We start from the raw sequence: 25,932 nt of genomic DNA on the forward strand, positions 1-25,932 counted from the left end.
TTTTTCTCTACTTACTATTATTCGACTTTACTTGTAACTTTCCTTCTATGTATCGTAAAATTTCTGACGTTTTTTCACCGTCTGTAACATCAAACCACGTGACGTCCATTTTATTACGGAACCACGTTAATTGACGTTTTGCATAACGACGCGAATTCGTCTTTAATTGTGATACCGCATCTTCTAAAGAGGCTCGATTCTCAAAATAATCATAGATTTCTTTATATCCAATCGCTTGAATAGATTGACAATCTCGTATCCCTCTATTATACAGCCCTTCTACTTCCTCTAATAGGCCTTGTTCCATCATCAAATCCACTCGTAAGTTAATGCGATCGTATAGCATTTCTCGATCCATTGTCAAGCCAATTAATGAAACATCATAGAGTAACTCTTTTTCTTGTTTCTCAATTTGGTCACTCATTTTTTCACCCGTCGTGTGGAAAATTTCTAACGCCCGAATGACACGTCGTGCATTATTTGCATGAATACGCTCCGCACTTTCTGGATCTACTTCTTGCAATTTTTTATGTACATATTCCACACCGCGTTCTAAAGCTAACTTTTCCATTTGCTCTCGGTATATCACATCACCAGCATCATCTGTAAACTGATAATCGAATAAAACAGATTGTATATAAAGACCGGTCCCACCAACTATAATTGGTAATTTACCACGTTCTGTAATTTCTCGAATATGCTTGCGAACACGTTCTTGAAATTCCGCGACAGAAAATGAATCTTCCGGATTTTTTATATCGACCATATAATGTGGAATTCCGTCCATCTCTGCTTTTGTTACCTTTGCAGTTCCAATATCCATCGTTCGATAGATCTGCATGGAATCACCACTAATAATTTCACCGTTCAACGCTTTAGCAAGATCGATACTTAACTTTGTCTTTCCAACAGCAGTTGGTCCAATGATGACAGCAACTTTTTCACGTTGCACTTCTCCCATATCATTCAACTCTCTTTATGTAATATACTCCATCTATTGATTATACCCAATCTTACCAATTTTAACGGCATGATTGCAAGTTCTTTCATTTTGGTACATGAAATTATATATAAAAAGAACATAGTTTGTCCAATTCTGCATATACATGATAAAAATAGTTTCGAGAGGATGAGTTAACTATGAAACAATCCACCATCAATTTTTCATCTTTGACAAAAGACCTCATTTTAGCTACTTCTACAAAAGAACAAAATTGTTCACAAGAGGAGTTATACTTCGCCCTAAATTGTTTACTACGGGCTTTTCATTCTACTCTCCATGAAACAACATTACATCCAGAAAATGAAAATACAGAATATATACAAACGCAATTTTGCAGTGCATATAAAATTATTACAGGTAAAACTATTTATCCTTTTCAATAACCCATAAAAAGCGGTTGCTTACATAAATTCAAGCAACCGCTTTTTATATTAATATCGATAACCTATTGTATAACTTTCACTTTTACAGATTTGCGCCCCCAGCTATTAGCACTACCATCTGAACCGACCAATACATCAATACGATTTCCTTTAATCGCACCACCAGTGTCTCCAGCAATCGCTTCTCCATACCCTTCTACCCATACTTTTGATCCAAGCGGAATTACTTTCGGATCAACAGCAATTACTTTCATATTTGGATTTGCTGTTAAATCATGCCCCATTGCAGTTAATACACGACCACCATACGAACCATTCTCACTCGGATCTGCTGTATATGCCGTCGCTTCTACCGTAATTTCACGACCACCAGCAGGCGCACTTGTTTCAGTAGATTTTACAACTGGTTTTGCAGCCGGTTTTTCTTTTACCACAGGTTTACTTGATTCTACCTTCTTAATAGACTCTTTATTCTTAACTACTGTATTATTTTTAACCGGCGTATTTGTTCTAGCTGGCGCTTCTTCTTGAGCTACAACCTCTTTCTTTTCAATTACAGGTGCCGTTCCTGTTAAAAATGGCACGTGAACATATCCGACTTTTCCATTGTAGTCGAATTGTAACCATTCATTTTGAACATGATTCGTCGTTTCAATCACATCATCTTTATTAAGTTTACCTAAAATTTCAGAATCAGTATTCGCTCCAGCACGAACATTTAATACACCCGCCGTTACATAATATGTGCTCTTTGTAAACTCAGCACTTACAAACGCTTCCTTACCGTTCAACTTAATTTTTGTCCATCCATTTTCTGTATTTATAACATCTAGTGTATTCCCACTTAACACTTTACCTACAAGCTTTGACTCTACATTTGGGTTTTCTCTAACATTTAATACGTCTGTTGTTACAATTGTTTCCGCTTTAGCAGAACCCGCAAAAATCCCAAGACCAAAAACTGCTGCTGTTGCTATACCTAATAATTTTTTCATGAATAGCCTCCATTTGCTTTGTTTTCGTATTTTTATTATAGCAACAGATTTTTAGAATTTTCGGAAATCACACAATTACAAAGCATTCGTAATATACGATTAACGAGTTGTAACATAAATTCCCATATTAATAAAATGTATTTCTAATACAATTTCCAATGGTGTTCATATATTTTTCATATACGAGCGCAAGAACTTTTTCCAGAAAAAATTACAGTGTTACTTTTTTGTTACAAAAAATTCACGATTCATTACATCTTTTACTAAAAAACATCAATATTCAATTGTTAACCTATTTTTTTGTAATAAAAAGAGAGCAGCTACTAAAAACTGCTCTATTTTCATTTGTTATTGAACTTTCTTTTTCCAAACACCTAGCATAATAGCCGAGACAATTGTTCCAATTAATATAGAGAAAATATATAGTAACGGTTTATTTACTAACGCTATTACAAATAATCCACCATGCGGTGCCGGTAATGTAATTTGGAATAACATAGATAACGCCCCTGCAATACTTGAACCAACAACACAACTTACGATTACTCGAACCGGATCTGCAGCTGCAAACGGAATCGCACCTTCTGTAATGAATGATGCTCCCATAATATAATTTGTTAAACCAGACTTACGTTCCGCTTCTGTAAACTTTGATTTAAAGAATGTAGTTGCGAATGCAATCGTAAGTGGCGGTACCATACCACCAGCCATAACTGCTGAGTGCACTCCAAAATTCTGCGCTTCTATTGCAGCAATACCAAACGTAAATGCCGCTTTATTAATTGGACCCCCCATATCAATTGCCATCATACCACCTAAAATAAGACCTAGTAATATAGCATTCGTACCGTTTAAACCATTTAACCACCCTGTCAACATTTCATTTAATGCTACTACAGGCGGAATTACTACTTTTTGCATTACAACTCCTGTAATCAATAATCCAAAGACTGGATATAACAATACAGGTTTAATTCCTTCTAATTGTACTGGTAGTCCTGAAAATAATCTTTTCAACCCTAAAACAACATATCCAGCTAAGAAACCAGCAATTAATCCACCTAAAAATCCCGCATTCGCATTCGCCGCTAAAAATCCACCTACAACACCAGGCATAAAACCAGGACGATCAGCAATAGAACTTGCAATAAATCCAGCTAAAATTGGTACAAGGAATAAAAACGCACCTGTTTTTCCTCCACCAATTGACATGAACAATTCAGCTAAAGGACCTTCCGCCTTTATACCACCAAACGAAAACGCTAGCGCTATTAAAATCCCGCCACCAACAACGAATGGAAGCATATTACTTACACCGCTCATTAAATGCTTATAAATTCCTAATCCCTTTTCTCCCTCAATACTTTCTGACTTCCCGTCCTCTTTTACACCTTTAAAGATTGGTGCATCTTGTTTGACAGCTCGTTTAAGCAGATTTTCCGTTTTTCGAATCCCATCAGCAACTGGCACTTGAATGACATGTTTACCAGCAAAACGATTCATTTCTACTTGTTTATCCGCCGCAACAATAATAGCTGTTGCACGTTCAATATCCTCTTTCGTTAAACCGTTTTTAATACCCGTTGATCCATTTGTTTCAACTTTAATCGCTATTCCTAACTCTGTCGCTTTTGCTTTTAAGCTATCCGCTGCCATATATGTGTGAGCGATTCCAGTTGGACAAGCTGTAACAGCAAGTACGTACGGTTCATTTCCTTCTGGTTTTGCAACTTCAATCTCTTCTTCTTTTTCATTCTCTTTTTCATCAAATAGTTGAAGAAGCTCACTTTCATCCTTCGCTTCTAATAGTTGCTTGCGAAACCCTTCATCCATTAATAATGTCGATAAACGAGACAACGTTTCTAAATGAGTATTATTCGCTCCTTCACTTGCAGCAATCATAAAGAATAAGTGTGCTGGCTGTCCGTCAAGCGACTCATAATTGATACCGCTTACACTTCTGCCAAAACAAATCGATGGTTGTTTAACAGCCTTTGTCTTCGCATGAGGTATTGCAATACCTTCCCCTATTCCCGTCGTACTTTGGGACTCCCGCTTTAAAATAGCTTCTTTAAATTCCATTTTACTATTTAAACGATTTGCCCCGTTTAATTTCTCAACTAATTCATCTATGACAGCTTCTTTATTTGAAGCTGTCAAATCCATAATGACTGTATCCCTTTTTAATAGCTCTGTAATTTTCATATGCTGCTTCCCCCTATCGCTTAGCTACAATTACTTGCGACAATAATTCTTCTACTTTTTCCTTCTTACATAAATCAGCTGAAAATGCTGTTGCACTCCCTGTTGCAACGCCGTATTGAAATGCCTTTTCAATATCTTTTGTCTGTTCATATTTGCCTACAAACCCTGCAACAAGAGAATCTCCGGCCCCAACTGAATTAATTACAACACCTTTTGGAACAGTCGCTTCATATATACCTTCTGCCGTAAATAATAAAGCTCCCTCTCCAGCCATCGATACGATAACGTGTTTTACACCTTGTTTAATTAATTTTCTTCCATAAGGTAAAACGTCCTCTACTGTTGAAAGCTCCACTCCAAACAACTCACCAAGTTCATGGTGGTTTGGCTTAATTAAAAATGGCTTATTTTTAATTACATGTTGCAGTGCACTTCCACTTGCATCTACTACTACACGAATACCTTTTTCAGCTCCAAACGCAGCAATTGATTCGTAAAAGGTACTTGGAATAGAAACTGGTACACTCCCAGCAAGTACAACACAATCTCCAGGTTGCATACTCTCAATTTTTTTCATTAACTGTTCGAACTGCTCTTTTGTTACAATAGGACCTTGGCCATTTAATTCTGTTTCTTCTTCCCCTTTTATTTTCACATTAATGCGAGTATCTTCATCTACTTGGACGAAGTTTGTTGTTACACCTTCCGTCTGTAATACCTCTTTAATAAATTGACCAGTAAATCCACCAGTAAATCCAAGTGCTATATTTTTAACACCTAAACGCTGAAGAACACGAGAAACATTAATGCCTTTTCCTCCAGGAAACTTCATATCTTTCTCCGCTCGATTTATTGTTCCTAAATCAAAAGAAGAAACTTGCACTACATAATCAATAGATGGGTTTAAAGTAACTGTATAGATCATTTTTTATCAGCCTCAATTACATTGGTTTGTCTTTTATATTTTTCTAAATCAATTTCTAAATGGTTTGTAATAATATTTGCATCTTCAACATTTGCAATTTTCGCAAATGCAACTTCTGAAAACTTACTTTCATCAATTAAGAAATATCCTTCGTTTGCTAATGTTAATGCCATTTGTTTTAAGAGCGCTTCTTCTGGATCTGGCGTTGTAAAGCCAAGCTGTTCATGTACACCATTTGCACCTAAAAAACATTTATCAAAACGATACTTCTGCATACTTTCCTGTGCCATAGCACCGATTAAAGCTTTCGTCCTACTCTTCATCATTCCGCCTAGTAAATACGCACGAATATTATTTTCAACTAAAGCTTCAATATGCATAAGTCCATTCGTAACGACAGTAACATCTTTATTTATTAAAAATGGAATCATTTCAAATGTTGTACTTCCTGCATCTAAATAAATACAATCACCTTGGTCAACAACGCTAGCCGCATAATTAGCAATTTGTTGTTTTATTTGAATGTTTTTGGATGATTTTTCAACCATCGTTGGTTCTTTCCCTTTTCCTGTTAAAACAGCAGCACCACCATGAACTCTTTTTAATAACCTTTGCTTTTCCAATTGTGCTAAATCACGGCGAATTGTCGACTCAGAGCTTTCTGTTCTTTCAACTAATTGCTGTAATTTTACAACTTTCTGTTCTTTTACAAGTTGTAATATCATTTGATGACGTTCAGGAGTTAACATTTTATTCACCTCTTCTTTGATTACAGTATAATGAAAACGGTCACAAAAATCAACCATAAACAATCAAAAATAATCAAAAACATCCACAAACGTTTATAAACATCAAAAAAGAAACCTATTCGATCAAACAATCAAATAGGTTTCTTTTCTAAATTCACTTATAAAGAAGCTTTATATATACTTAGAACATCATCTTTATTTAATTTTTTAAAGTTACCAAATTCACCATACGCCATCGCTTTATTAGCCATTATATCAATTTCACTTTCTCCAATAGCGTAATCAGACAATGTTACTGGTGCCTCAATTGAAGTCCAAAATTGACGCAATGCCTCAATTCCTTCTAATGCCACTTCTTTATCTGTTTTGCCATCTGTTTCTATATCAAATACACGAATAGCGAACTGTTTAAAACGACTTACATTTTCCTCTACAACATGTTTCATCCAGTTCGGGAATAAAATCGCAAGGCCACCTCCATGCGGTATATCATGAACAGCAGAAACTGCATGTTCAATATTATGAGTTGCCCAGTCACCTCTTACTCCCATCGCTAAAATGCCATTTAACGCCATCGTTCCGCAATATAAAATTGTTTCCCTATGCTCATAATTTTCTAAATCACTTAAAAGCTTAGGTGCTGTTTCAATGACTGTTCTTAAAACAGATTCACAATAACAATCTTGTAGTTCTGTATTCGTTCCATGATGGAAATATTGTTCTAATACATGTGACATAATATCTACCATACCATAAATCGTTTGATCTCTCGGTACAGATGCAGTATGAACTGGATCTAAAATTGAAAACTGCGGGAATGTAACTGGGCTTCCCCATCCATACTTTTCATTCGTTTCCCAGTTTGTAATTACCGAGCCTGCATTCATTTCAGATCCTGTTGCTGCAAGAGTAAGTACAGTACCAAATGGTAATGCCTCATTAGCAAATGTTTTTTTCGTTACAATATCCCATACATCTCCATCGTACTTACTACCAGCTGCAATTGCCTTCGTACAGTCGATCACACTTCCTCCACCAACTGCTAAAATAAATTCAACACCATTCTCTTTACAAATTTGAATCCCTTTCTTTACAGTTGATACACGTGGATTCGGTTCAACACCTGTCAATTCAAATACTTCTGCATTTATATCCTTTAAAATAGAAATTACATTATCATAAATACCGTTTCTTTTAATGCTGCCTCCCCCGTATACGAGAAGAACTTTTTTACCGAACTGTGGAATTTCAGTTTTTAACTGCTCTAATTGACCTTTACCGAAAATAAGTTTCGTTGGATTACGAAATACAAAGTTTTGCATATTTCTTTACCATCCCTTCTATATGAAAAGCAACTATACTTTTGTATACCATATTTTTTTCATTTCACAAAAATATTTGCTTAATAAAAAAATCCCAGCCTACAGGCTGAGATTTTTTTATTGGTAATAAGGTGAGATCATTAAGTAAACAATAACACCAGATAAACTTACATATAACCAAATCGGCATCGTCCAACGTACAATTTTACGGTGACGTGTTAATTGATTTGTAAAACCAAATACAAGCGCAAACAATGCAAGTGGTACGATAATTGCTGCTAGGATAATATGTGTAATTAAAATGATGAAATACACATATTTAATGAATCCTTCTCCGCCAAAATGTGTTGCCGGTGCTAAGTAATGATACGATAAATACGACACACAAAATAGTAAAGTTGTTGTAAATGCTGCAAGGATGAAACCACGATGCATTTTCACATTCTTTTTAATAATAGAGAATAACGCTGCTAATAAAAATACGAACGTAAAGCTATTAAAAATCGCGTTTAACATTGGTAAAATCGTTACATCAAAATGTACTTCTCCTTCATAGCCAACAGGTCCAAAGAACAAAAATAATATAATCGCATTTACAATTACAGAAAGCGTTATCACAATAGGAGCATAGCTTTTCTGATTTGTTGATTGATCCACCAAAATGGTCACTCCCTCTTCCTTCAAATATGTATACGTAACCTCACTATTTTAACATACTATTCACAGTGTAAATGTGACAATAGTTTGACACAGCAAGACAAAACAAAGAAAAAAATCCTTCTTAATAAAACTTCTTAAGAAGGATTTTATCGCTTTATTATTCAAATAGCAATGCGATTAGTTTTTGTTAAAAAATGTATCGCTATATGCTTGAAAAATTTCAGACACTTGATATCCCATTAAAGAAATTGCTGTTAATGAAAAGAAACCAATCATAAGAAATCGAAACCACATATAAATCTCCTCCTTGTATTTAGCTTAAAAAACATTCACTATATTACAAGTTGAGTGGCACTCTTCATCGTCACTTTCCTTTTTCCTTACAATTGCTGTAATAAATCGAATCATAAAGAAAACTACAAAAGGAAATTGTTCGTAATTCACATTGGCATAGTTTAGCAACGGCTCGCTCTGCACATCGAACGGAGATGAGAAGGAATAGAACATACCTTGCTCTTCCATATATACAATTACAATTTTCATGCAAAATACGATTCCTAGAAACGAAACAATATCTTGCCATTCTGTTGTATATAACAGGTTATACAGCTCTAATACATACTCTTCCATCATCATCCCCCCCCTTCCTTTTTTACCATTTTGCTCGCCTTCGTATAAAAAGTCAAGAAAAAAGTTTATATTCACTATGACAATAGTAATTACTTGTTTCTATGATTATATATGATTCTTTTATAGCAATGATTGGGTGTAACTCTCTTCGAAAATAAGAAAATTAGAATCGAACAGATTCCTCATTCTTACTTTTAGGATTCAAAACTGTGCTATTTTTATTTCTATTAAAAATAAAATAAGAAAGTATTATAAGAACTGTAACAAACATTGTTAAAAGTGCTTGTGAACGTAAAGTATCAATTGCGAACATCGCAACTAAAACTGCTATAATAGCAGCAATTGTAACATACGTTACATACGGAAAAAGCCACATTTTCACTTTCAAATTTTGTTGTTCTACTTTCCCCATTTTTTTACGCATCTTTAAATGCGAAACTGCAATAACGAGATAAACTAGTAGCGCAATCCCGCCAGATGCATTCACTAAAAACAAAAAGACTTTATCTGGAGAAATGTAACTAAACACAACTCCAATATAAGCGAAGAACGTTCCGAATAAAACGGCCCGAACTGGAACACCACTACTGTTCAATTTTAAAAATGACTTTGGAGCATCTCCTCTTTCTGCCATTGAAAAAAGCATTCTTGAATTTGTATATAATCCTGAATTTAAGCAAGAAAGCACAGCTGTTAAAACGATAAAATTCATAATTTGCGCTGCCGCTGGTATTCCTATATGTTCAAGTACAGCTACAAATGGACTTTTTAATATGTTTGCTGAATTCCATGGCAGTAGTGTAACAACTACCGCTATAGACCCAATAAAAAATACAAGAATACGCCAAATCACACTGTTTGTTGCTGTTTTTACTGCTTTTACAGGTTCTGCAGATTCACCTGCTGCTACTGCTACAATCTCTGATCCCATAAATGAAAATATAACGACAGTAATTCCAAGCAATACCGAACTTATACCGTTTGGCATAAATCCACCTTGTCCAATTAAATTCGAAGTGCCGGGTGCTTCTGTTCCTGGAACAAATCCTAAAATAACAGCAAGACCTAGACAAAGGAACAAAACAATACTTATTACTTTAATAAAAGAAAACCAATATTCAAACTCTCCAAATGATTTTACCGAAAAAACGTTCGTCAGCGTTAATAAAATTGTTAATATTAAACTTAATAACCAAAGCGGTATTTGTGGAATCCAATATTGGATAATACCAGCACCTGCTGTGGCTTCTATTGCAATAACAATTACCCAGAAAAACCAGTATAACCAGCCTATTGTATAACCCGCCCAAGGACCAATCGCTTCTCTTGCATACGTTGCAAATGAACCACTTGTCGGATTAACAGCTGCCATTTCTCCTAGCATTCTCATGACGAAAATGACTAGAAGTCCTGCTAATGCATATGAAACGATAGAACCTGGTCCTGCCGAATGTACAACTGCACCACTTCCAACAAACAAACCAGCCCCTATTACGCCGCCAATTGAGATCATTGTAATGTGGCGTATTTTGAGGTCTTTCTTTAGATTTTTATCCAAATCTTGTACATCCCCTTCCAAACTAAATTTTGAAATTTATGTAAGAGTACTGTGCGAAAGATTTTGTCCTATACTTTAAAATATATCAAAATATTCTGAATTTAACAATTACAATTCAACCTCCTTCAAAAATTATTACATTAGGTTTAATACTTTCCTATACACAATTGTTGAGAAAATTATAGTCCTCTTACAAAAGAAAGAACTTTCAGATATTATTAAATAAACAAGATTATACATCTAGACAACTTTTTGTATAGGAGTGTTGATATGTTAAACAAGTTCAAATTTTTTTGTTGTATTTTAGTAATGTTCTTACTTCTACCGCTATCCCCTTTCCAAGCACAAGCAGCAAACAATTTAGGTTCAAAATTACTCGTTGGATACTGGCATAACTTTGATAACGGTACTGGCATTATTAAATTAAAAGACGTTTCACCAAAATGGGATGTAATCAATGTATCTTTTGGTGAAACTGGTGGTGATCGTTCCACTGTTGAATTTTCTCCTGTGTATGGTACAGATGCAGACTTCAAATCAGATATTTCTTATTTAAAAAGTAAAGGAAAGAAAGTAGTTCTTTCAATAGGTGGACAAAATGGAGTCGTTTTACTTCCTGACAATGCCGCTAAGCAACGTTTTATTAATTCCATACAATCTCTAATCGATAAATACGGTTTTGATGGAATAGATATTGACCTTGAATCAGGTATTTATTTAAACGGAAATGACACTAATTTCAAAAACCCAACTACTCCCCAAATCGTAAATCTTATATCAGCTATTCGAACAATCTCAGATCATTATGGTCCAGATTTTCTATTAAGCATGGCTCCTGAAACAGCTTATGTTCAAGGCGGTTATAGCGCATACGGAAGTATCTGGGGTGCATATTTACCGATTATTTACGGAGTGAAAGATAAACTAACATACATTCACGTTCAACACTACAATGCTGGTAGCGGGATTGGAATGGACGGTAATAACTACAATCAAGGTACTGCAGACTACGAAGTCGCTATGGCAGATATGCTCTTACATGGTTTTCCTGTAGGTGGTAATCCAAATAACATTTTCCCAGCTCTTCGTTCAGATCAAGTCATGATTGGGATTCCAGCAGCACCGGCGGCAGCTCCAAGTGGTGGATACATTTCGCCAACTGAAATGAAAAAAGCTTTAAATTATATCATTAAAGGCGTTCCGTTCGGAGGAAAGTATAAACTTTCTAACCAGAGTGGCTATCCTGCATTCCGCGGCCTAATGTCTTGGTCTATTAATTGGGATGCAAAAAACAACTTTGAATTCTCTAGTAACTATAGAACATATTTTGATGGTCTTTCCTTGCATAAATAATAAAAAACAACAATAGGTTATAGGGCCTATTGTTGTTGTTTTTTATTTATGTAAATTACTTTTTCACTTCTACATGATGAAAAGATTCTTTTTCATCTCTTACATAACTATTCACAAGACTTAAAAGTAATTTACCACCAATTAACATCGCTTGTTCATCAAAATCAAATTGAGGATGATGATGTGGATATGTCGCTCCTATTTCTTCATTCCCCGCACCTGTGAAGAAAAATGCTCCAGGAACATGTTCTAAGTAGTATGCAAAATCTTCTCCCCCCATAATAGGTGGTACTTCCATGACCCGTTCTCTGCCAAGATCACGTTCCGCAACCGTCATAAAATGACGTGTTTCATCTACATGATTTATTAATATTGGATAGCCTCGTTTATATTGAATATTAACTTCAGCATGAAGAGACTGACAAATCCCTTCAACAACTCGTTTAAATTCCTTCTCCATATATTCTCTCACTTCAGGATCTAGCGTTCGAATGGTCCCTGTAAATGTAGCAGTATCTGCAATAATATTATCTGCTTGACCAGCATAAAATGTGCCTACTGTTAATACTGCAGATTGAAGCGGATCTACTTTTCTACTAACTAAAAGTTGTAATTGATTAATAACTTGCGTTGCGACGATAATAGTATCTACAGTATGATGCGGCATACCTCCATGACCACCTCGCCCTTGAACCTTCACTTCAAAAGAATCAGCTGCTGCCATCATTGCTCCAGCTCTTGCACCAACAATTCCTAATGGCATTTGAGAAGATAAATGTGTACCAAATACAACATCTACTCCCTCTAAACAACCATCCTCAATCATGGCAATTGCCCCACCAGGTTCTTTCTCTTCTGCATGTTGATGTATAAGAACTATTTTTCCAGAAAGCTGATCTCTATGGTCACTTAATATTTTTGCAACTCCTAAAAGTGTTGCTGTATGTCCATCATGCCCACAAGCGTGCATTACACCAGGAATCTTTGATTTATATGAAACTTGCTTTTCATCTTGGATAGGTAGTGCATCGAAATCAGCACGTAGCGCTATCGTCTTCCCAGGTCTTCCACCTTCAATTACGCCGATTACTCCTCTGCCCCCGATATTTGTTTTCACATCAATATGAAAACTTTTTAAGGTTTCAGCTATTTTTCTCGGCGTTTCTATTTCTTGAAACGATAGCTCTGGATATTGATGAAAATCTCTTCGCCATGAAACTATTTGGTTATATAAACTTTCCAATTCTTTATGCCATGTTTCTATCATAGAAATTCCCCTTTCTTTATTTAACACTTTAAACAAAATTTACATAATATTCAGTGTTTAATCAATAAAAAAAGAGAACTTTCTCTAAAAGTCCTCCTACTATTCTATTCACTATTTTGCTTCAACACAAAAACTGAAAGTTCAGGTACACTCCAAAATCTAACAGGCATCCTAGTAGTCCCAATGCCACGATTTACATATAAATATAACGGCTTACTCTTCCCCTCTACTTCATACATACCTTCAACATAGCTCTCAGCTAGTTTGGTAGTAATTAACGGACCTACAAAAGGAATTTGGACTTGTCCTCCGTGACTATGTCCTGACAGTTGAAGATCAACCGGGTAACGATTTATTTTGGTTACAACATCCGGCTCATGTACTAATAACATGTTGAAATCATTTTGTTTCAAGTTTTTTAAAGTTGAATCTATTTGCGGCTTCCCTAATAGAAAATCATCCAAACCTGATATTGTAATATATTTGCCGTTTTCCACTTTAATTTTCTGCACTTCATTTACTAATACAGAAAAACCAGCTTCCTCCATATATTCTTTGTAAAATAAACTACCGCCCCCACCCCTATCATGATTCCCAAACACAGCATATTTCCCTAAGGGAGCGTAAATTTTCTGCAAAATAGCCTTCGCTTCTTCTTTTTCCGCACTATAAGACCCAAATTTATCTATTAAATCTCCGGTAAAAACTACTATATCTGGATGTAATTCATTCATCTTCTCCACTAAATGTTCAAGTTGCTTCAGTGTAAACTGTGGTCCTAAATGTACATCTGAAAACTGTAATATTTTTTTATTATTAAATTCTTTAGGAATTGCAGAATCTTCTATTTCATTCCATGTAACTGTTACTAGTTTTCGTTCTATTTCTGTCGCATAATAATACAAACTTACTGGTATCATTAATATACTTATAAAACTAATAATAAATATCTTTATGATTGATTTTTTTCGTTCTTTTTTTACATGATTCGTATTCATGTTTTCACCTCTAGAAACACTTTAAATCCTTATTGTTACATTAATGTGACAACATGAATAATGTTCTTAATATGTAATTCCCTCCCTATTCACTTTGACAATTTTATACAGAAATCATAACATATTTTTATAATACATAGATTTTTAAAATTTTCTCTATTCATTCCATCATTTTATTACGGAGGGGTTATTCATGTCTGTATTTACACCAGAAGAAATTACGGAACTTGCTGCGAATTCAGGAAGGAAAAAAGCTCATTTATCATTGCTCCCTATGCTAATTCTTGGTTTTTTTGGTGGTGCTTTTATCGCATTAGGATATTTACTCGATATTCATGTTATTGGGACAATGCCAAAATATTGGGGATCATTTTCTAGTTTTCTAGGCGCTGCTGTATTCCCTATTGGTCTTATTCTCGTTATTCTTGCAGGCGGTGAACTAGTAACTGGTAACATGATGACAGTTTCTATGGCCTGGCTTCAAAAGAAAATTACTTTATTTTATTTCATACGAAATTTAGTTATTGTTACATTTAGCAATTTCATAGGGGCTGTATTTGTAGCCTACTTTTTCGGTCATATCGTTGGCTTAACTGAAGGAGCTTTTTTAGCGAAAACTATTTCTATCGCTCAAGCGAAACTACACGATACACCATTGCAAGCATTTATTTCTGCAATCGGATGTAACTGGCTCGTTTGTTTAGCTGTTTGGCTCAGTATGGGAAGTAAAGAATTTATCGGAAAGATTATCGGCATTTGGTTCCCGGTTATGACTTTTGTTGCGATTGGATTTCAACACGTTGTAGCCAATATGTTTGTCATCCCAGCCGCGATTTTTGCCGGTCATTTCACTTGGGCTGAATATTTTCCAAACTTTATTTTTGTTTTCTTTGGAAATTTAGTAGGTGGTATGTTATTTGTAGCACTACCTTACTTCATATCTTATAATAAGGAACTACCTTCTTATCAAGAGAAGACTGAAATGAAGAACAAATCTCTGTCCGCTTAAATGGAATGTCAATAAAGTGCCCTAAAAAAATATTACAAATTTCATTTTTTTTGCGAATATATGTACGTACACTTGTTCTCGAATGTTTTATACGTTATAATAACAACTTAAATAGCATTATTTACATATGAGGTGAAAAACATGAACAAAACAGAATTAATTAAAAACGTAGCACAAAATGCTGAGATTTCTCAAAAAGAAGCTACTGTAGTTGTACAAACTGTAGTAGAATCAATCACTAACACTTTAGCTGCTGGTGAAAAGGTACAACTTATCGGATTCGGTACATTCGAAGTTCGCGAAAGAGCTGCTCGTACAGGCCGTAACCCACAAACTGGTGAAGAAATGCAAATCGCAGCTTCTAAAGTACCTGCTTTCAAAGCTGGTAAAGAACTAAAAGAAGCTGTAAAATAATGAAAAATATCCTTCTCATTTATGAGAAGGATATTTTTTTCATAACATAATTAATAAATATCTGACCATTATGCTGTTTCTTTTGTTCTTTTATGCAAATAAAACCTTTACTTTCAAAAAAAGGTTTTGCGGTAATGCTCGCCTCTGTATATATCTCCCTATGCCCCAATTTCACAGCTTCTTTTTCTAACTTCTGTAGTATGTATGAAGCGACTCTTTTCCCTTGATGATCTTTATGTGTAAATAAACGATCTACGTAATGCTCATCGTTGTAATCCCCAAATCCCAATATTATACCGTTATGATCCGCTACATAACTAATATTCTTCTCTAAAGACTTTAACCAGCTTTCTCTATCTAGTTGATCCGGTGCCCACACCTGTAGCTGTAAATCATTATAATCTTTTGCATTAACCGTATGAACTGTCTCATAGAACATTTGTAATACTTGATCTAAATCTTCTTTCTGAAATGTCCTAATTATAATATCTTTTAACATATATAAGTCTCCTTACCAAACTACCTCTTAACTTTTCTACTATATACGATTCCATATTTCTTCTTTATTATATCGTTTTAATTTCTATACGAACAAAAAAACAATACTTATTTAAAGTATTGTTTTTTTAATTCTATTCAATTACTTAATGCAGCTTTTTAAGATTTTAATTTAACTCTTTGTAATCGTAACGCATTTAATACAACGGATACAGAACTAAATGCCATCGCTGCTCCAGCAACCCAAGGGGCTAAGAAACCTAATGCCGCAATTGGAATTCCTAACGCGTTATAAGCTAATGCCCAGAATAAATTTTGTTTAATATTTCTTATCGTCATTTTACTCATAAAGATCGCATCAGCAATACTATTTAAGTCACCGCGGATTAACGTTATATCCGCTGCTTCCATCGCTACATCCGTTCCCGTTCCAATTGCCATACCAATGTTCGCTGTAGCAAGAGCAGGAGCATCATTTATCCCGTCTCCAACCATCGCTACTTTCTTACCATTTGCTTGCAGTTTTTTCACTTCTTCTGCTTTTCCTTCTGGCAATACTTCTGCAATTACGTAATCAATACCAACTTGCTTTGCAATTGCCTGAGCAGTTTGTGTATTATCTCCTGTAATCATCACAACGTCTAGACCCATTTTTTTCAGTCTTGCGATAGCTGCTTTTGAAGTATCTTTCACCGTATCCGCAACCGCAACTATACCAACATATTCTTTATCAATTGCAATAAGCATTGCTGTTTTTCCTTCTCGTTCTAGCGCTCCCATTGATTTAGAAACTTCTTCAATATCAATATTGAATTTCTTCATTAATCGACGTGTACCAATTAATAAGTGTTTTCCTTCTACAACTGATTCGATACCAAATCCCGGAATCGCTTCAAACGTTTCTGAACTTGGGATATCAATTTTCTTTTCTTTAATTCCTTCTACAATCGCTTCTGCAAGTGGATGTTCAGAATTTCTTTCTGCTGCCCCTACTAATCTAAGCAATTCATTTTCATTGAATCCATCTGCTACAATTACATCTGTTAACACCGGCTTCCCATTTGTCACTGTACCCGTTTTATCTAAAATAACCGTATCTAATCGGTGCGTTGCTTCTAAATGCTCTCCACCTTTAAATAAAATACCATACTCTGCTGATCTTCCTGATCCTGCCATAATAGATGTAGGCGTTGCAAGACCTAATGCACATGGACAAGCGATAACAAGTACTGCTATCATTTTCTCAAGTGCTCCGCCAAAATCACCAGGTGTAACAAATATCATCCATACTGCAAATGTGATAATCGCAATCACAACTACAACCGGTACGAAAATACCTGAAATTTGATCTGCTACCCTTTGAATAGGAGCTTTTGAACCTTGTGCCTCTTCTACTACTTTAATAATTTGAGCTAATGCAGTATCTCTTCCTACCTTAGTTGCTTTCACTTTTAAAAAGCCATTTTTATTTATTGTCGAACCTATTACTACGTCCCCAATTGACTTATCAACAGGAATACTTTCACCCGTTAACATCGATTCATCAATTGCTGACTTTCCTTCTACAATTTCACCATCTACTGGTATTTTTTCACCAGGCTTTACATAGACGATATCACCAGCTACTACTTCTTCAATCAAAATTTTTATTTCTGTTCCATCTCGCACAACTGTAGCTGTCTTCGCTTGTAAACCCATCAATTTTTTAATTGCTTCTGATGAGCGCCCTTTTGCTTTCGCTTCAAATAATTTACCTAAAATAATTAATGTAATAAGTACCGCACTTGTTTCAAAATATAAATCTGTCATATGTTCCGAAGAACCAATAGATTGAATACTTACATATACACTATAAAAATAAGCGGCCGACGTTCCAAGCGCCACGAGAACATCCATATTCGCACTTTTATTACGTAACGCTTTATAAGCCCCAACATAAAACTGTCCACCAATGATAAATTGAACAGGAGTTGCAAGTGCTAGTTGCACCCAAGGATTCATTAACATATCTGGTAAATAAATAAACGACGTAAATGAGAAATGACTAACCATTGCCCAAAGTAACGGGAAAGATAAAATAAACGAAATAATAAACTTCTTCTTTTGTCTTTCAATTTCTTGTAATCGATGATCAGTTGATGCATCTTGATCATCTGGTTTCACTTCTAATTTATATCCTAGCTTCGTAATCGCGCTCTTCATTTCATTTACATTAACTTCATCAGGATTAAAGTCTACTGTAGCTGATTCTAAAGCAAAATTTACTGTCGCTTTGTTCACACCATCTAACTTATTTAAACGCTTTTCAACTCTATTTGAACATGCTGCACATGTCATTCCTGAAACAGTAAATTCGGCTTTATCACTTACAATTCCATATCCTAACGATTCAACTTTTTCTTTAAACTGTTGCGGATTTGTTTTAGTTGAATCGTATATTATTTTTGTTTTTTCAAGCGCAAAATTTACATTTGCCTCATGGACACCTTCTACTTTTTTTAGACCTTTTTCAATTCTATTTGCACATGCCGCACATGTCATTCCTGATATTTGAAGATTGGCCTCTTTTTTTTCATTCATGTCTCTCACCTCTATATACCCTTATGAGGTATAATTATTAGCAAAATAAATCGTACTTCATTTAAAGTACGATTTATTTCCATATCTAAAAATAATTATTGCACATCGTATCCTTGATCTTCGATTACAGCAACGATATCTTTTAATGTTACGGCAGACGAGTTGATAGTAACTTCAACAGTTCCTTCTGCTAGTTGAACTTTCACTTGTTCAACACCGTTTAGCTCTTTCACACTGCTTTCGATAGCATTTACACAATGTCCACAAGACATACCTTCAACTTGTAATGTTAACTGTTCCATTTAAAATCCTCCTCTTGTTTATTCATTGTTTGTTAATCACAACCTCATCTTACCATACCCCCCTAAGGTAATCAATGGTTTTTTGTCATGATTTTTCAATTTTTTTCTGAAAGTTTATTTTACACACACTTTTTCACACCCCTACAAGGATAAAGAAAAAAACAAGCCAGTTAAATCCTAGCTTGTTTTTACGCTTTTGAAAAACGTTCAAATACTGTCATTAATTCTTCAATTGCTTCGTCACCATTTCCATTTTTAATAGCTCCTGAAACACAATGACTCGTATGATTTTTGAGAACGCCCATTCCTACTTTTTTCATCGCTGCATTAATCGCTGAAATTTGCACTAAAATATCTACGCAATAACGATCATTTTCAATCATGTTTTGAATACCGCGGACCTGTCCTTCAATTCTCTTTAATCTATTTATAATCTGTTCTTTTTCTTTTTCTGATCTATATGTTACTGCTTCATGCTCTTTATGATCCATATTATCACCTTCTTAAAGTTTCTCTTCATCCAATAAAACAATTGTTTTTTATGAGTATACCAATTATAGCATTAAATATCTACGCATGATACCCCATAAGAGTATATTTACGCTTTATGATTATTCTTAACAACACATTAGCTTCTTAATCTCAATTTTCAGTATACCCTTTCCTTTTGTCAAAAAAATCATTATATCTCTCATCAAAATTCAATAAAATGAAACAAGAATAAGCGGGGATTACCCGCCCCCGCTTATCCTTCGTCTATAATATTAAAAACTTAATTTTCAGCTATTTAATCTAGAAATTTTTTCTTTCCATATATAATTATTGCTGATCACATACTTTTGTATCATTCACTATTGAAGTTCCTTCAACGGTTACCGTATGAAAACAGTCATTTACACGAACTGTCACAACATTACCTTGCCGATCAATAACGTGATATTCATTAAAATTTTTATTTAGAGCACTGCGAATTTGTTCTCCCTCATAAATTGGAATGCCATGTGATAAAACCCAAATAAGCCCAGCGATAGCAAGAATAGTTTTCATACGATCTACCTCCTTGAGAATATAGTGAACTTTTAATCCGTTCTTTTAGCTCCACTAATCATAAATGGAATGAACTAAGCCTTTTTGGAAATAAGTTCATTTCGTCTATTTTATGTTTATGCTAATTGTGAACGAATTGTGACAACTTTTTGTCTCTTTAGACGAAAAGTTGAAACAAAACTTTCAAAAAGGACAATTCTACTTGAACAAACGAAAGGCTATGGAGAATTTCTCCATAGCCTTTCGTTTGCATTTTATTAGACAATCATTCCAAATTATACGTGACTAATAAATCTTAACCCTTTACTTAAAGAAGTCGGCACAACAGATGCGTGATTCTCCCCTTCAGCTTCATAAAACGTAAATCTAAACTGATCGTGTTTTACTTGGAAAAGGCGCTCTGATAATTCGTTTGCCCCTACAACCATATGCTCTCGTTCTAGTGACCCAACTGTAAGGAACACTCCCGTTTCAAACTTGGCACTGTTTAATTCATTTATAAGATTCTCTTCTTTTTCAAGAACAGATTGGTTATTCCACCAAATAGATGGACTACTAATAAAATAATTTTGAAAAGCATTTGCGTTTGTGAATAGTATATGTAAAGCAAATAAACCACCTAGTGAATGCCCAAATAACGTTTGTTTTCTTTTATCAATCTCGTAATTCTTTTCAATCTGCGGCTTTAATTCTTCTTCGATAAAAGTAAAGAAATTATGTGCTCCTCCTGTTTTTGGCCACGGTTTACCGTCTGGTTTTAAAGGCGCATCTTTTGAAATTACGCTAGGCGTAAAATCATAGCATCTTTCTTCACCTGAAAATGCCCCTTCAATCGGATAACCAATACCTACTATAATGGCTGGTGAAACACCTGTTTTCTCTGCTCTAACTGATTGTATTTTAACCGCTTCATGGAATGTTTGAAAAAAGGCATTGCCATCTAATACGTATATAACAGGATAGCCCGACTCTGGTGCTGGCTGCCTCGGTTTTGAAATATGAATTTGATATTCCTTACCTTCTATTTTCGAATACATTTTCCACTGTTCCGTATTAGATGTTATAATCTGCTGTTTTTCAATCGTAGTATTCATCTTATATCCCCCCTTTTTAACTCGTTACATATATTTCAACTTTCTCTTCTTTAAGTCCAACGCTATCGTACCCAAAACAAACAGGAGACCCATTATACGGATCAATCATGACACGCGCATCAATATGAAATACTTCTTTTAACACTTCATTTGTAATGATTTCTTCTGGGATACCAGTTGTAACGATTTCCCCTTCCTTCATTGCAATAATCTCATCTGAAAACCTTGCTGCATGGTTAATATCGTGTAGTACCATTACGACCGTACAATTATGTTCTTTATTTAATCTCTCCACAATTTGTAATACATCTAATTGATGAGACATATCAAGGTATGTTGTTGGCTCGTCTAATAGCAACACTTCTGTTTCTTGTGCTAATGCCATCGCTAGCCATACCTTTTGTCTTTGGCCTCCTGATAAATTTGCAATTTGTCTCGTTCGAAATTCAGAAGTTTTCGTTATATTTAATGCCCAATCAATCATTTCTTTATCTTTTGTCGTTAACTTATTTACGTTATTTCGATGTGGATAGCGTCCATAAGAAATTAATTCTTCCACTTTAAGTTCACCTGGCGCAATTGGAGTTTGCGGGAGTAAAGCTAACTGCTTCGCAATTTCTTTCGTTGGAATTGTATGTAAATCTTGTCCTTGCAAATATACTTTTCCGCTTTTTTGTTTTAAAATTCTTCCCATTGTTTTTAACAATGTCGATTTACCGCAACCGTTTGGACCTATAATTGTCGTTACTTTTCCTTCTTGTATTTCCACATTTAAATCGCGAAACACTGTAAGCTTTTCATAACTTGTTTCTAAATTTTTTGCACTTAAAATACTCAATTTTATTCCTCCTCTTACGCTTTCGCCTTATAAAGTAAATATAAGAAATACGGTACACCGACAATAGAAATAACGATTCCAACTGGTAGCTCTACAGGTGTGAAAACTGTTTTCGCAATAAAGTCTGAAGTAATTACAAGAAACATTCCGATTACGCCGCACGTAGGAATGATATGCTTATGCTGAATACCGACAAGCCTTTTCGCTATATGCGGTGCCATTAAACCAATAAAACCGATACTCCCTGAAACAGCAACACATGCACTCACAAGTCCGATACTACTTAATAGTAAAATTGATTTCTCTCGTTCTACTGAAACACCTAAACTTGTAATACTCGTTTCTTCCAATTGAAATAAATCTAATAAATAAGCTTTCTTTTGTATCAGTGGAATTAAGATAATAAGCCACGGTAACATAGCTACAATATACTTCCAGTTCGCACTATATATGCTTCCAGACACCCACACTGCAGCCATCTCGAAATCAGTTGACTTCATTTTGAGTGATAAGTACATAGAAAAGGCTCCAAATCCTGTCCCAATTGCAATGCCTGTTAATAAAAGTCGCTGCGAATCCAACTTACCGTTTTTCCAAGAAAACAGATAAATGATGATAGCTGCACCTAATCCGCCTACTAAACCAAACATTGGCATCATCATAATAGAAACCCAGTCTGTGCTTTTTAATTGCCCTTGAAAGAAAAACATAAAAATGACGATCGCTGTTCCTGCTCCGGCATTTACTCCTAAAATACCTGGGTCTGCCAATCCATTTCTCGTAATCCCTTGAATAACGGCACCTGCAACACCAAGGCCTAATCCTACTAATCCAGCAATTACAATACGCGGAAGACGAAACTCAAAAATAACTAAATCATGTTCTGGTACTGGTTCAATTCTAAAAAGTGTTTTAAATACATCTGTAATCGTAATATCAAACGTACCATTCGTTAAACTAATGTAAGTGGCACATAGTATTAAAAATACAATAATCCCCATCGTCATCCCGAAACGTTGACTTGAACTTTTAAGCATGTCTCTCTCCTCCTCTTGTACGAATTAAGTAAAGGAAGAAAGGAATTCCAATTAAAGATGTTACGACTCCAATTGGCGTTTCAAATGGATAATTTACAAACCTACTTAAAACATCACATAAAGCTAAGAAAACGCCGCCAATAATGCCTGCACATGGCAAAATCCACTTATAATCTACCCCAATTATAAAGCGGGTAATGTGCGGAATAATTAAACCTACAAAACCAACTTTCCCCACTAAAGCAACTGCTGTTCCTGTTAAAAAGATAACTGATAAAATTGCCATCGCTTTAACTAGTTTTGTACGCTGTCCTAAATTAATAGAAACCTCTTCGCCTAATGAAAGAATGGTAATAGATTTTGATATTAACAACGCTAAAATTATTCCAATTATCCCAAACGGTATCGTGATTTTAATTATATTAGGATCTACTTGATCTAACTTTGCATTAAACCAAAAACTAACATTTTGAGAAATTTGAAAATACGAAGCCATGGCAGCCGATACACTGCTTAAAAATGTTCCAATAACTGTTCCTATAATCGCTAACCTAACTGGTGATAAGCCATTTTGAAGGAGCGAACCAAAACCAAACACGATACCAGCTCCTAGTGCAGAACCAATCATTGAACATACAACCATACCAATTGATGACATTCCCGGAAGAAAAATCATGCTAAGCGTAATAACAAAGGCAGCACCATCCGTCACACCCATAATAGAAGGGGATGCAAGATAGTTTCTTGTCATCCCCTGCATAAGTGCTCCTGATATGGCTAGAAATGCTCCGACTAAAAGAGCTGCAACTACCCTTGGTAAACGTGAAGTAATAATAATATTATGATTTACATCACTTGAATCAAAATGAAATAATGCGTTCCACACTGTTTCAGCATCAATACTTTTCGCCCCATACAAAATCGAAAGTATAACTGTAAATATGATGAGTATGGGTGCTATACATAATATAGTTACTGGTACTGCATTTGTTTTCTGCATATCATTCAACGCACCTTACTTATTGTATTATTTAGATAAATTTTTCACTGCTTCTTTTAAGAATGCTGTTTTACTCCAAGCAGTACCACCTTGTGCCATTGGATCTACGACATTTACAAATACTTTCTTTTCCTTCGCAGCATTCATACTTTGCCAAATTGGATTGCTTTCAATTTCTTCTAACACTTTCGGGTTTTTATTTTCACTTGCCTCATATTGTAAGAAAATATAATCCGGGTTAAGTTCAGCAAGTTTTTCAAATGAAATTTTCTCTTGTGCTTTTACAGTTTTCAATTGTTCTGGAGCAGTTAGTCCAAGATCTTTATAAATTACAGGGTTGAAGTATACTCCTTCTGGATATAGGAATAATTCATTTGCTCTTAGTCTTATGACAAGTACTTTTTTATCTTTTAACTTATCTCCTAGTTTTGCTTTTGCTTTTTCAGCATCCGAATTGTAATCCTTAATAATTTTTTCTGCTTTATCTTTTTTACCAGTTAATTCTCCCATTAACTTTAAGTTATCTTCCCAATTTGTTGAAACGTGTGATACCGGGAATGTAGGAGCTACTTTTGTAAACTTTTCAGCTGTTTCTGCTGGGAATTTCGTACTCGATGTAATAACATCTGGTTTTAATTGTAGTAATGTTTCGAAATTTGGTTGCATTTTCTCACCAACAGATTTAGCACCTTCTAACTCTTTTTCAAGATATTTTGGTAATTTACCACCTACAGTAATGGCACCAACTGGTTTAATTCCAAGTACTGCCGCATCTTCCATTGACTCTAAACTAGCTGTCGCAATTTTATCTACTTTTGCTGGCACTGTATACTCTTTACCTAAATATGTAATTTTTCGTTTTTCATCTTTTTTCGTTTCCGTAGCTTTTGTCTGTTGTTTTTGCTCACCTGAAGTTTTATCCGCACTATTACATGCCGCTAAACCTACACTTAAAACTGTAACCATCCCTAAAGTAAATAATTTCTTGTTCATCTTTATATGTCTCCTCTCGAATTTTCAAACTATATTCTCAATAAAATTCAACTATATGAATCTTGTCTTACATATATATTTCATTAGATTAATAATTCTATCCAGAACTCATTCTCGTTCACTTCCCCTAAGCTATAATTCTTTTATACCTCATCCATTGATAACGCTTTTCATTGATAATGATTATCGTTACTAAGTATATATTTAATATGCAATTATTTCAAGAATGATTTGAAAAATTTTAACAAACTGAATTAAAAAAAGAAGTATTCCCCTAATATTAGGGAGATACTTCTTTTTTTAGAAATTGATATGTAATTCAACTGGACAATGGTCTGATCCCATTACTTCAGTATTAATTTTCGCTTCTGTTATTTGGTCTTTCATTCTTTCCGAAACAACAAAATAATCTAAACGCCATCCTATATTTTTCGCTCTCGCGCCCATACGATACGACCACCACGAGTATGCATCTTCTTGATCAGGATAAAGGTAACGATACGTATCAATAAATCCTTCTTCTAAAATACATGAAAATTTCTCTCGTTCCTCATCAGAGAATCCAGGGTTTTTACGATTACTTTTTGGATTTTTCAAATCGATTTCTTTATGAGCAACATTTAAGTCTCCACAAAAAATAACTGGTTTTTTCTCATCTAATCGTTTGATATAGGACCTGAAATCATCTTCCCATTTCATTCTGTAATCTAATCGTTCTAATCCACGTTTTGAATTTGGTGTATATAACGTTATCATATAAAAATCTTCGAATTCTAAAGTAATAAGTCGCCCTTCTTGATCATGCTCTTCAATGTCTAAACCATATGTAACTGAAAGCGGTTCTTTCTTCGAAAAAATAGCCGTTCCTGAATATCCTTTTTTCACAGCATAATTCCAGTATGTATAATATCCCTCTAGATTTAAATCAATTTGCCCTTCTTGTAATTTAATCTCTTGTAGACAAAATATATCAGCACTTGATTCCTCGAGATATTCCAAAAATCCACCTTTTGCGATAACTGCTCGCAAACCATTTACATTCCATGAAATTAACTTCACTTTTAGCCCTCCT

Annotated in this window: 26 protein-coding genes; 4 read left to right on the forward strand and 22 right to left on the reverse strand. The window is 34.8% G+C overall.

Features of this window, described 5'->3' with window-relative positions:
- Positions 1–7: 7 nt before the first annotated feature.
- Positions 8–961 (reverse strand): tRNA (adenosine(37)-N6)-dimethylallyltransferase MiaA, encoded by a 954-nt coding sequence (gene miaA / locus F3I02_RS09835; RefSeq protein ID WP_000504932.1) that lies wholly within the window; start codon positions 959–961, stop codon positions 8–10.
- A gap of 179 nt (positions 962–1,140) precedes the next feature.
- Between miaA and F3I02_RS09840 the strand changes: the two genes are divergently transcribed.
- Positions 1,141–1,386: a hypothetical protein gene (locus F3I02_RS09840; protein ID WP_000814428.1), complete on the forward strand. Its 246-nt coding sequence runs from the start codon at positions 1,141–1,143 to the stop codon at positions 1,384–1,386.
- A 62-nt stretch (positions 1,387–1,448) separates the two neighbouring features.
- Here F3I02_RS09840 and entD read toward each other — a convergent pair whose 3' ends face one another.
- From entD to gabP, 8 genes are all read right to left on the reverse strand, one after another.
- Positions 1,449–2,381: a cell wall-binding protein EntD gene (gene entD / locus F3I02_RS09845; RefSeq protein WP_196477902.1), complete on the reverse strand. Its 933-nt coding sequence runs from the start codon at positions 2,379–2,381 to the stop codon at positions 1,449–1,451.
- Between the two features lie 348 nt (positions 2,382–2,729).
- A complete protein-coding gene (locus F3I02_RS09850; protein WP_000704596.1) occupies positions 2,730–4,586 on the reverse strand; it encodes a PTS fructose transporter subunit IIABC in 1,857 nt (618 codons plus the stop codon).
- Positions 4,587–4,599: 13 nt separating this feature from the next.
- Complete coding sequence (gene pfkB, locus F3I02_RS09855; protein ID WP_000640861.1) at positions 4,600–5,511, reverse strand: 1-phosphofructokinase; 912 nt, start codon at positions 5,509–5,511, stop codon at positions 4,600–4,602.
- Positions 5,508–6,260 (reverse strand): DeoR/GlpR family DNA-binding transcription regulator, encoded by a 753-nt coding sequence (locus F3I02_RS09860; protein WP_000957273.1) that lies wholly within the window; start codon positions 6,258–6,260, stop codon positions 5,508–5,510. The genes pfkB and F3I02_RS09860 overlap by 4 nt, the downstream gene beginning before the upstream one ends.
- Before the next feature lie 158 nt (positions 6,261–6,418).
- Positions 6,419–7,582, reverse strand: coding sequence for an iron-containing alcohol dehydrogenase (locus F3I02_RS09865; RefSeq protein WP_196477903.1), 1,164 nt, complete (start codon positions 7,580–7,582; stop codon positions 6,419–6,421).
- Positions 7,583–7,699: 117 nt separating this feature from the next.
- A complete protein-coding gene (locus tag F3I02_RS09870) occupies positions 7,700–8,242 on the reverse strand; it encodes a DUF420 domain-containing protein (RefSeq protein ID WP_000228315.1) in 543 nt (180 codons plus the stop codon).
- Positions 8,243–8,560: 318 nt separating this feature from the next.
- A complete protein-coding gene (locus F3I02_RS09875) occupies positions 8,561–8,875 on the reverse strand; it encodes a hypothetical protein (RefSeq protein WP_196477904.1) in 315 nt (104 codons plus the stop codon).
- A 160-nt stretch (positions 8,876–9,035) separates the two neighbouring features.
- Positions 9,036–10,430, reverse strand: a complete 1,395-nt coding sequence (gene gabP, locus F3I02_RS09880) for a GABA permease (protein ID WP_000360113.1) — start codon at positions 10,428–10,430, stop codon at positions 9,036–9,038.
- 270 nt (positions 10,431–10,700) lie between these two features.
- Between gabP and F3I02_RS09885 the strand changes: the two genes are divergently transcribed.
- Positions 10,701–11,783: a chitinase gene (locus F3I02_RS09885; RefSeq protein ID WP_196477905.1), complete on the forward strand. Its 1,083-nt coding sequence runs from the start codon at positions 10,701–10,703 to the stop codon at positions 11,781–11,783.
- Positions 11,784–11,838: 55 nt separating this feature from the next.
- Here F3I02_RS09885 and F3I02_RS09890 read toward each other — a convergent pair whose 3' ends face one another.
- Both F3I02_RS09890 and F3I02_RS09895 read right to left on the reverse strand, forming a co-directional pair.
- Positions 11,839–13,050, reverse strand: coding sequence for a M20 metallopeptidase family protein (locus tag F3I02_RS09890; protein ID WP_000573496.1), 1,212 nt, complete (start codon positions 13,048–13,050; stop codon positions 11,839–11,841).
- Positions 13,051–13,154: 104 nt separating this feature from the next.
- Entirely contained in the window at positions 13,155–14,048 is an 894-nt protein-coding gene (locus F3I02_RS09895; protein WP_001095331.1) for a metallophosphoesterase, read from the reverse strand.
- A gap of 193 nt (positions 14,049–14,241) precedes the next feature.
- On the opposite strand from F3I02_RS09895, the gene F3I02_RS09900 reads away from it, so the two are divergent.
- Both F3I02_RS09900 and F3I02_RS09905 read left to right on the forward strand, forming a co-directional pair.
- Entirely contained in the window at positions 14,242–15,057 is an 816-nt protein-coding gene (locus tag F3I02_RS09900; RefSeq protein ID WP_000110536.1) for a formate/nitrite transporter family protein, read from the forward strand.
- Positions 15,058–15,198: 141 nt separating this feature from the next.
- Complete coding sequence (locus tag F3I02_RS09905) at positions 15,199–15,471, forward strand: HU family DNA-binding protein (protein ID WP_001043904.1); 273 nt, start codon at positions 15,199–15,201, stop codon at positions 15,469–15,471.
- Positions 15,472–15,490: 19 nt separating this feature from the next.
- Here the strand turns inward: F3I02_RS09905 and F3I02_RS09910 are convergent, their stop codons facing one another.
- The 11 genes from F3I02_RS09910 to F3I02_RS09960 all read right to left on the reverse strand — a co-directional run bounded on the left by F3I02_RS09910 (position 15,491) and on the right by F3I02_RS09960 (position 25,919).
- A complete protein-coding gene (locus F3I02_RS09910) occupies positions 15,491–15,970 on the reverse strand; it encodes a GNAT family N-acetyltransferase (protein WP_196477906.1) in 480 nt (159 codons plus the stop codon).
- Between the two features lie 158 nt (positions 15,971–16,128).
- The gene (locus tag F3I02_RS09915) at positions 16,129–18,549 is read right to left on the reverse strand and encodes a heavy metal translocating P-type ATPase (protein WP_001003172.1); all 2,421 of its coding nucleotides are present in this window, start codon (positions 18,547–18,549) and stop codon (positions 16,129–16,131) included.
- Between the two features lie 95 nt (positions 18,550–18,644).
- On the reverse strand, positions 18,645–18,851 hold the full coding sequence (copZ, locus tag F3I02_RS09920) for a copper chaperone CopZ (RefSeq protein ID WP_000436977.1): 207 nt from the start codon (positions 18,849–18,851) through the stop codon (positions 18,645–18,647).
- A gap of 188 nt (positions 18,852–19,039) precedes the next feature.
- Complete coding sequence (locus F3I02_RS09925; RefSeq protein WP_000349639.1) at positions 19,040–19,342, reverse strand: metal-sensing transcriptional repressor; 303 nt, start codon at positions 19,340–19,342, stop codon at positions 19,040–19,042.
- Positions 19,343–19,670: 328 nt separating this feature from the next.
- On the reverse strand, positions 19,671–19,898 hold the full coding sequence (locus F3I02_RS09930) for a hypothetical protein (protein WP_196477907.1): 228 nt from the start codon (positions 19,896–19,898) through the stop codon (positions 19,671–19,673).
- Positions 19,899–20,173: 275 nt separating this feature from the next.
- The gene (locus F3I02_RS09935; RefSeq protein WP_001098316.1) at positions 20,174–20,992 is read right to left on the reverse strand and encodes an alpha/beta hydrolase; all 819 of its coding nucleotides are present in this window, start codon (positions 20,990–20,992) and stop codon (positions 20,174–20,176) included.
- Between the two features lie 16 nt (positions 20,993–21,008).
- A complete protein-coding gene (locus F3I02_RS09940) occupies positions 21,009–21,830 on the reverse strand; it encodes an ABC transporter ATP-binding protein (RefSeq protein WP_000025767.1) in 822 nt (273 codons plus the stop codon).
- Between the two features lie 14 nt (positions 21,831–21,844).
- Positions 21,845–22,867, reverse strand: a complete 1,023-nt coding sequence (locus F3I02_RS09945; RefSeq protein ID WP_196477908.1) for a FecCD family ABC transporter permease — start codon at positions 22,865–22,867, stop codon at positions 21,845–21,847.
- The gene (locus F3I02_RS09950) at positions 22,860–23,867 is read right to left on the reverse strand and encodes a FecCD family ABC transporter permease (protein ID WP_061884502.1); all 1,008 of its coding nucleotides are present in this window, start codon (positions 23,865–23,867) and stop codon (positions 22,860–22,862) included. Before F3I02_RS09950 ends, F3I02_RS09945 begins: the two co-directional genes overlap by 8 nt.
- A gap of 27 nt (positions 23,868–23,894) precedes the next feature.
- A complete protein-coding gene (locus F3I02_RS09955) occupies positions 23,895–24,860 on the reverse strand; it encodes an iron-hydroxamate ABC transporter substrate-binding protein (protein WP_001035506.1) in 966 nt (321 codons plus the stop codon).
- A gap of 300 nt (positions 24,861–25,160) precedes the next feature.
- Positions 25,161–25,919, reverse strand: a complete 759-nt coding sequence (locus F3I02_RS09960) for an exodeoxyribonuclease III (RefSeq protein WP_000767616.1) — start codon at positions 25,917–25,919, stop codon at positions 25,161–25,163.
- Between the last annotated feature and the right edge of the window lie 13 nt (positions 25,920–25,932).

The sequence above is a fragment of the Bacillus sp. SRB3LM genome (assembly GCF_015712745.1).
In the GTDB taxonomy this organism is placed as follows: Bacteria; Bacillota; Bacilli; order Bacillales; family Bacillaceae_G; genus Bacillus_A; species Bacillus_A thuringiensis_K.

Bases quoted from the DNA above. Each gene is read 5' to 3' on its own strand.
- miaA (WP_000504932.1), bottom strand. From the start codon at position 961: ATGGGAGAAGTGCAACGTGAAAAAGTTGCTGTCATCATTGGACCAACT.
- F3I02_RS09840 (WP_000814428.1), top strand. From the start codon at position 1,141: ATGAAACAATCCACCATCAATTTTTCATCTTTGACAAAAGACCTCATT.
- entD (WP_196477902.1), bottom strand. From the start codon at position 2,381: ATGAAAAAATTATTAGGTATAGCAACAGCAGCAGTTTTTGGTCTTGGG.
- F3I02_RS09850 (WP_000704596.1), bottom strand. From the start codon at position 4,586: ATGAAAATTACAGAGCTATTAAAAAGGGATACAGTCATTATGGATTTG.
- pfkB (WP_000640861.1), bottom strand. From the start codon at position 5,511: ATGATCTATACAGTTACTTTAAACCCATCTATTGATTATGTAGTGCAA.
- F3I02_RS09860 (WP_000957273.1), bottom strand. From the start codon at position 6,260: ATGTTAACTCCTGAACGTCATCAAATGATATTACAACTTGTAAAAGAA.
- F3I02_RS09865 (WP_196477903.1), bottom strand. From the start codon at position 7,582: ATGCAAAACTTTGTATTTCGTAATCCAACGAAACTTATTTTCGGTAAA.
- F3I02_RS09875 (WP_196477904.1), bottom strand. From the start codon at position 8,875: ATGATGGAAGAGTATGTATTAGAGCTGTATAACCTGTTATATACAACA.
- F3I02_RS09885 (WP_196477905.1), top strand. From the start codon at position 10,701: ATGTTAAACAAGTTCAAATTTTTTTGTTGTATTTTAGTAATGTTCTTA.
- F3I02_RS09890 (WP_000573496.1), bottom strand. From the start codon at position 13,050: ATGATAGAAACATGGCATAAAGAATTGGAAAGTTTATATAACCAAATA.
- F3I02_RS09895 (WP_001095331.1), bottom strand. From the start codon at position 14,048: ATGAATACGAATCATGTAAAAAAAGAACGAAAAAAATCAATCATAAAG.
- F3I02_RS09900 (WP_000110536.1), top strand. From the start codon at position 14,242: ATGTCTGTATTTACACCAGAAGAAATTACGGAACTTGCTGCGAATTCA.
- F3I02_RS09905 (WP_001043904.1), top strand. From the start codon at position 15,199: ATGAACAAAACAGAATTAATTAAAAACGTAGCACAAAATGCTGAGATT.
- F3I02_RS09910 (WP_196477906.1), bottom strand. From the start codon at position 15,970: ATGTTAAAAGATATTATAATTAGGACATTTCAGAAAGAAGATTTAGAT.
- F3I02_RS09915 (WP_001003172.1), bottom strand. From the start codon at position 18,549: ATGAATGAAAAAAAAGAGGCCAATCTTCAAATATCAGGAATGACATGT.
- copZ (WP_000436977.1), bottom strand. From the start codon at position 18,851: ATGGAACAGTTAACATTACAAGTTGAAGGTATGTCTTGTGGACATTGT.
- F3I02_RS09925 (WP_000349639.1), bottom strand. From the start codon at position 19,342: ATGGATCATAAAGAGCATGAAGCAGTAACATATAGATCAGAAAAAGAA.
- F3I02_RS09930 (WP_196477907.1), bottom strand. From the start codon at position 19,898: ATGAAAACTATTCTTGCTATCGCTGGGCTTATTTGGGTTTTATCACAT.
- F3I02_RS09935 (WP_001098316.1), bottom strand. From the start codon at position 20,992: ATGAATACTACGATTGAAAAACAGCAGATTATAACATCTAATACGGAA.
- F3I02_RS09945 (WP_196477908.1), bottom strand. From the start codon at position 22,867: ATGCTTAAAAGTTCAAGTCAACGTTTCGGGATGACGATGGGGATTATT.
- F3I02_RS09950 (WP_061884502.1), bottom strand. From the start codon at position 23,867: ATGCAGAAAACAAATGCAGTACCAGTAACTATATTATGTATAGCACCC.
- F3I02_RS09955 (WP_001035506.1), bottom strand. From the start codon at position 24,860: ATGAACAAGAAATTATTTACTTTAGGGATGGTTACAGTTTTAAGTGTA.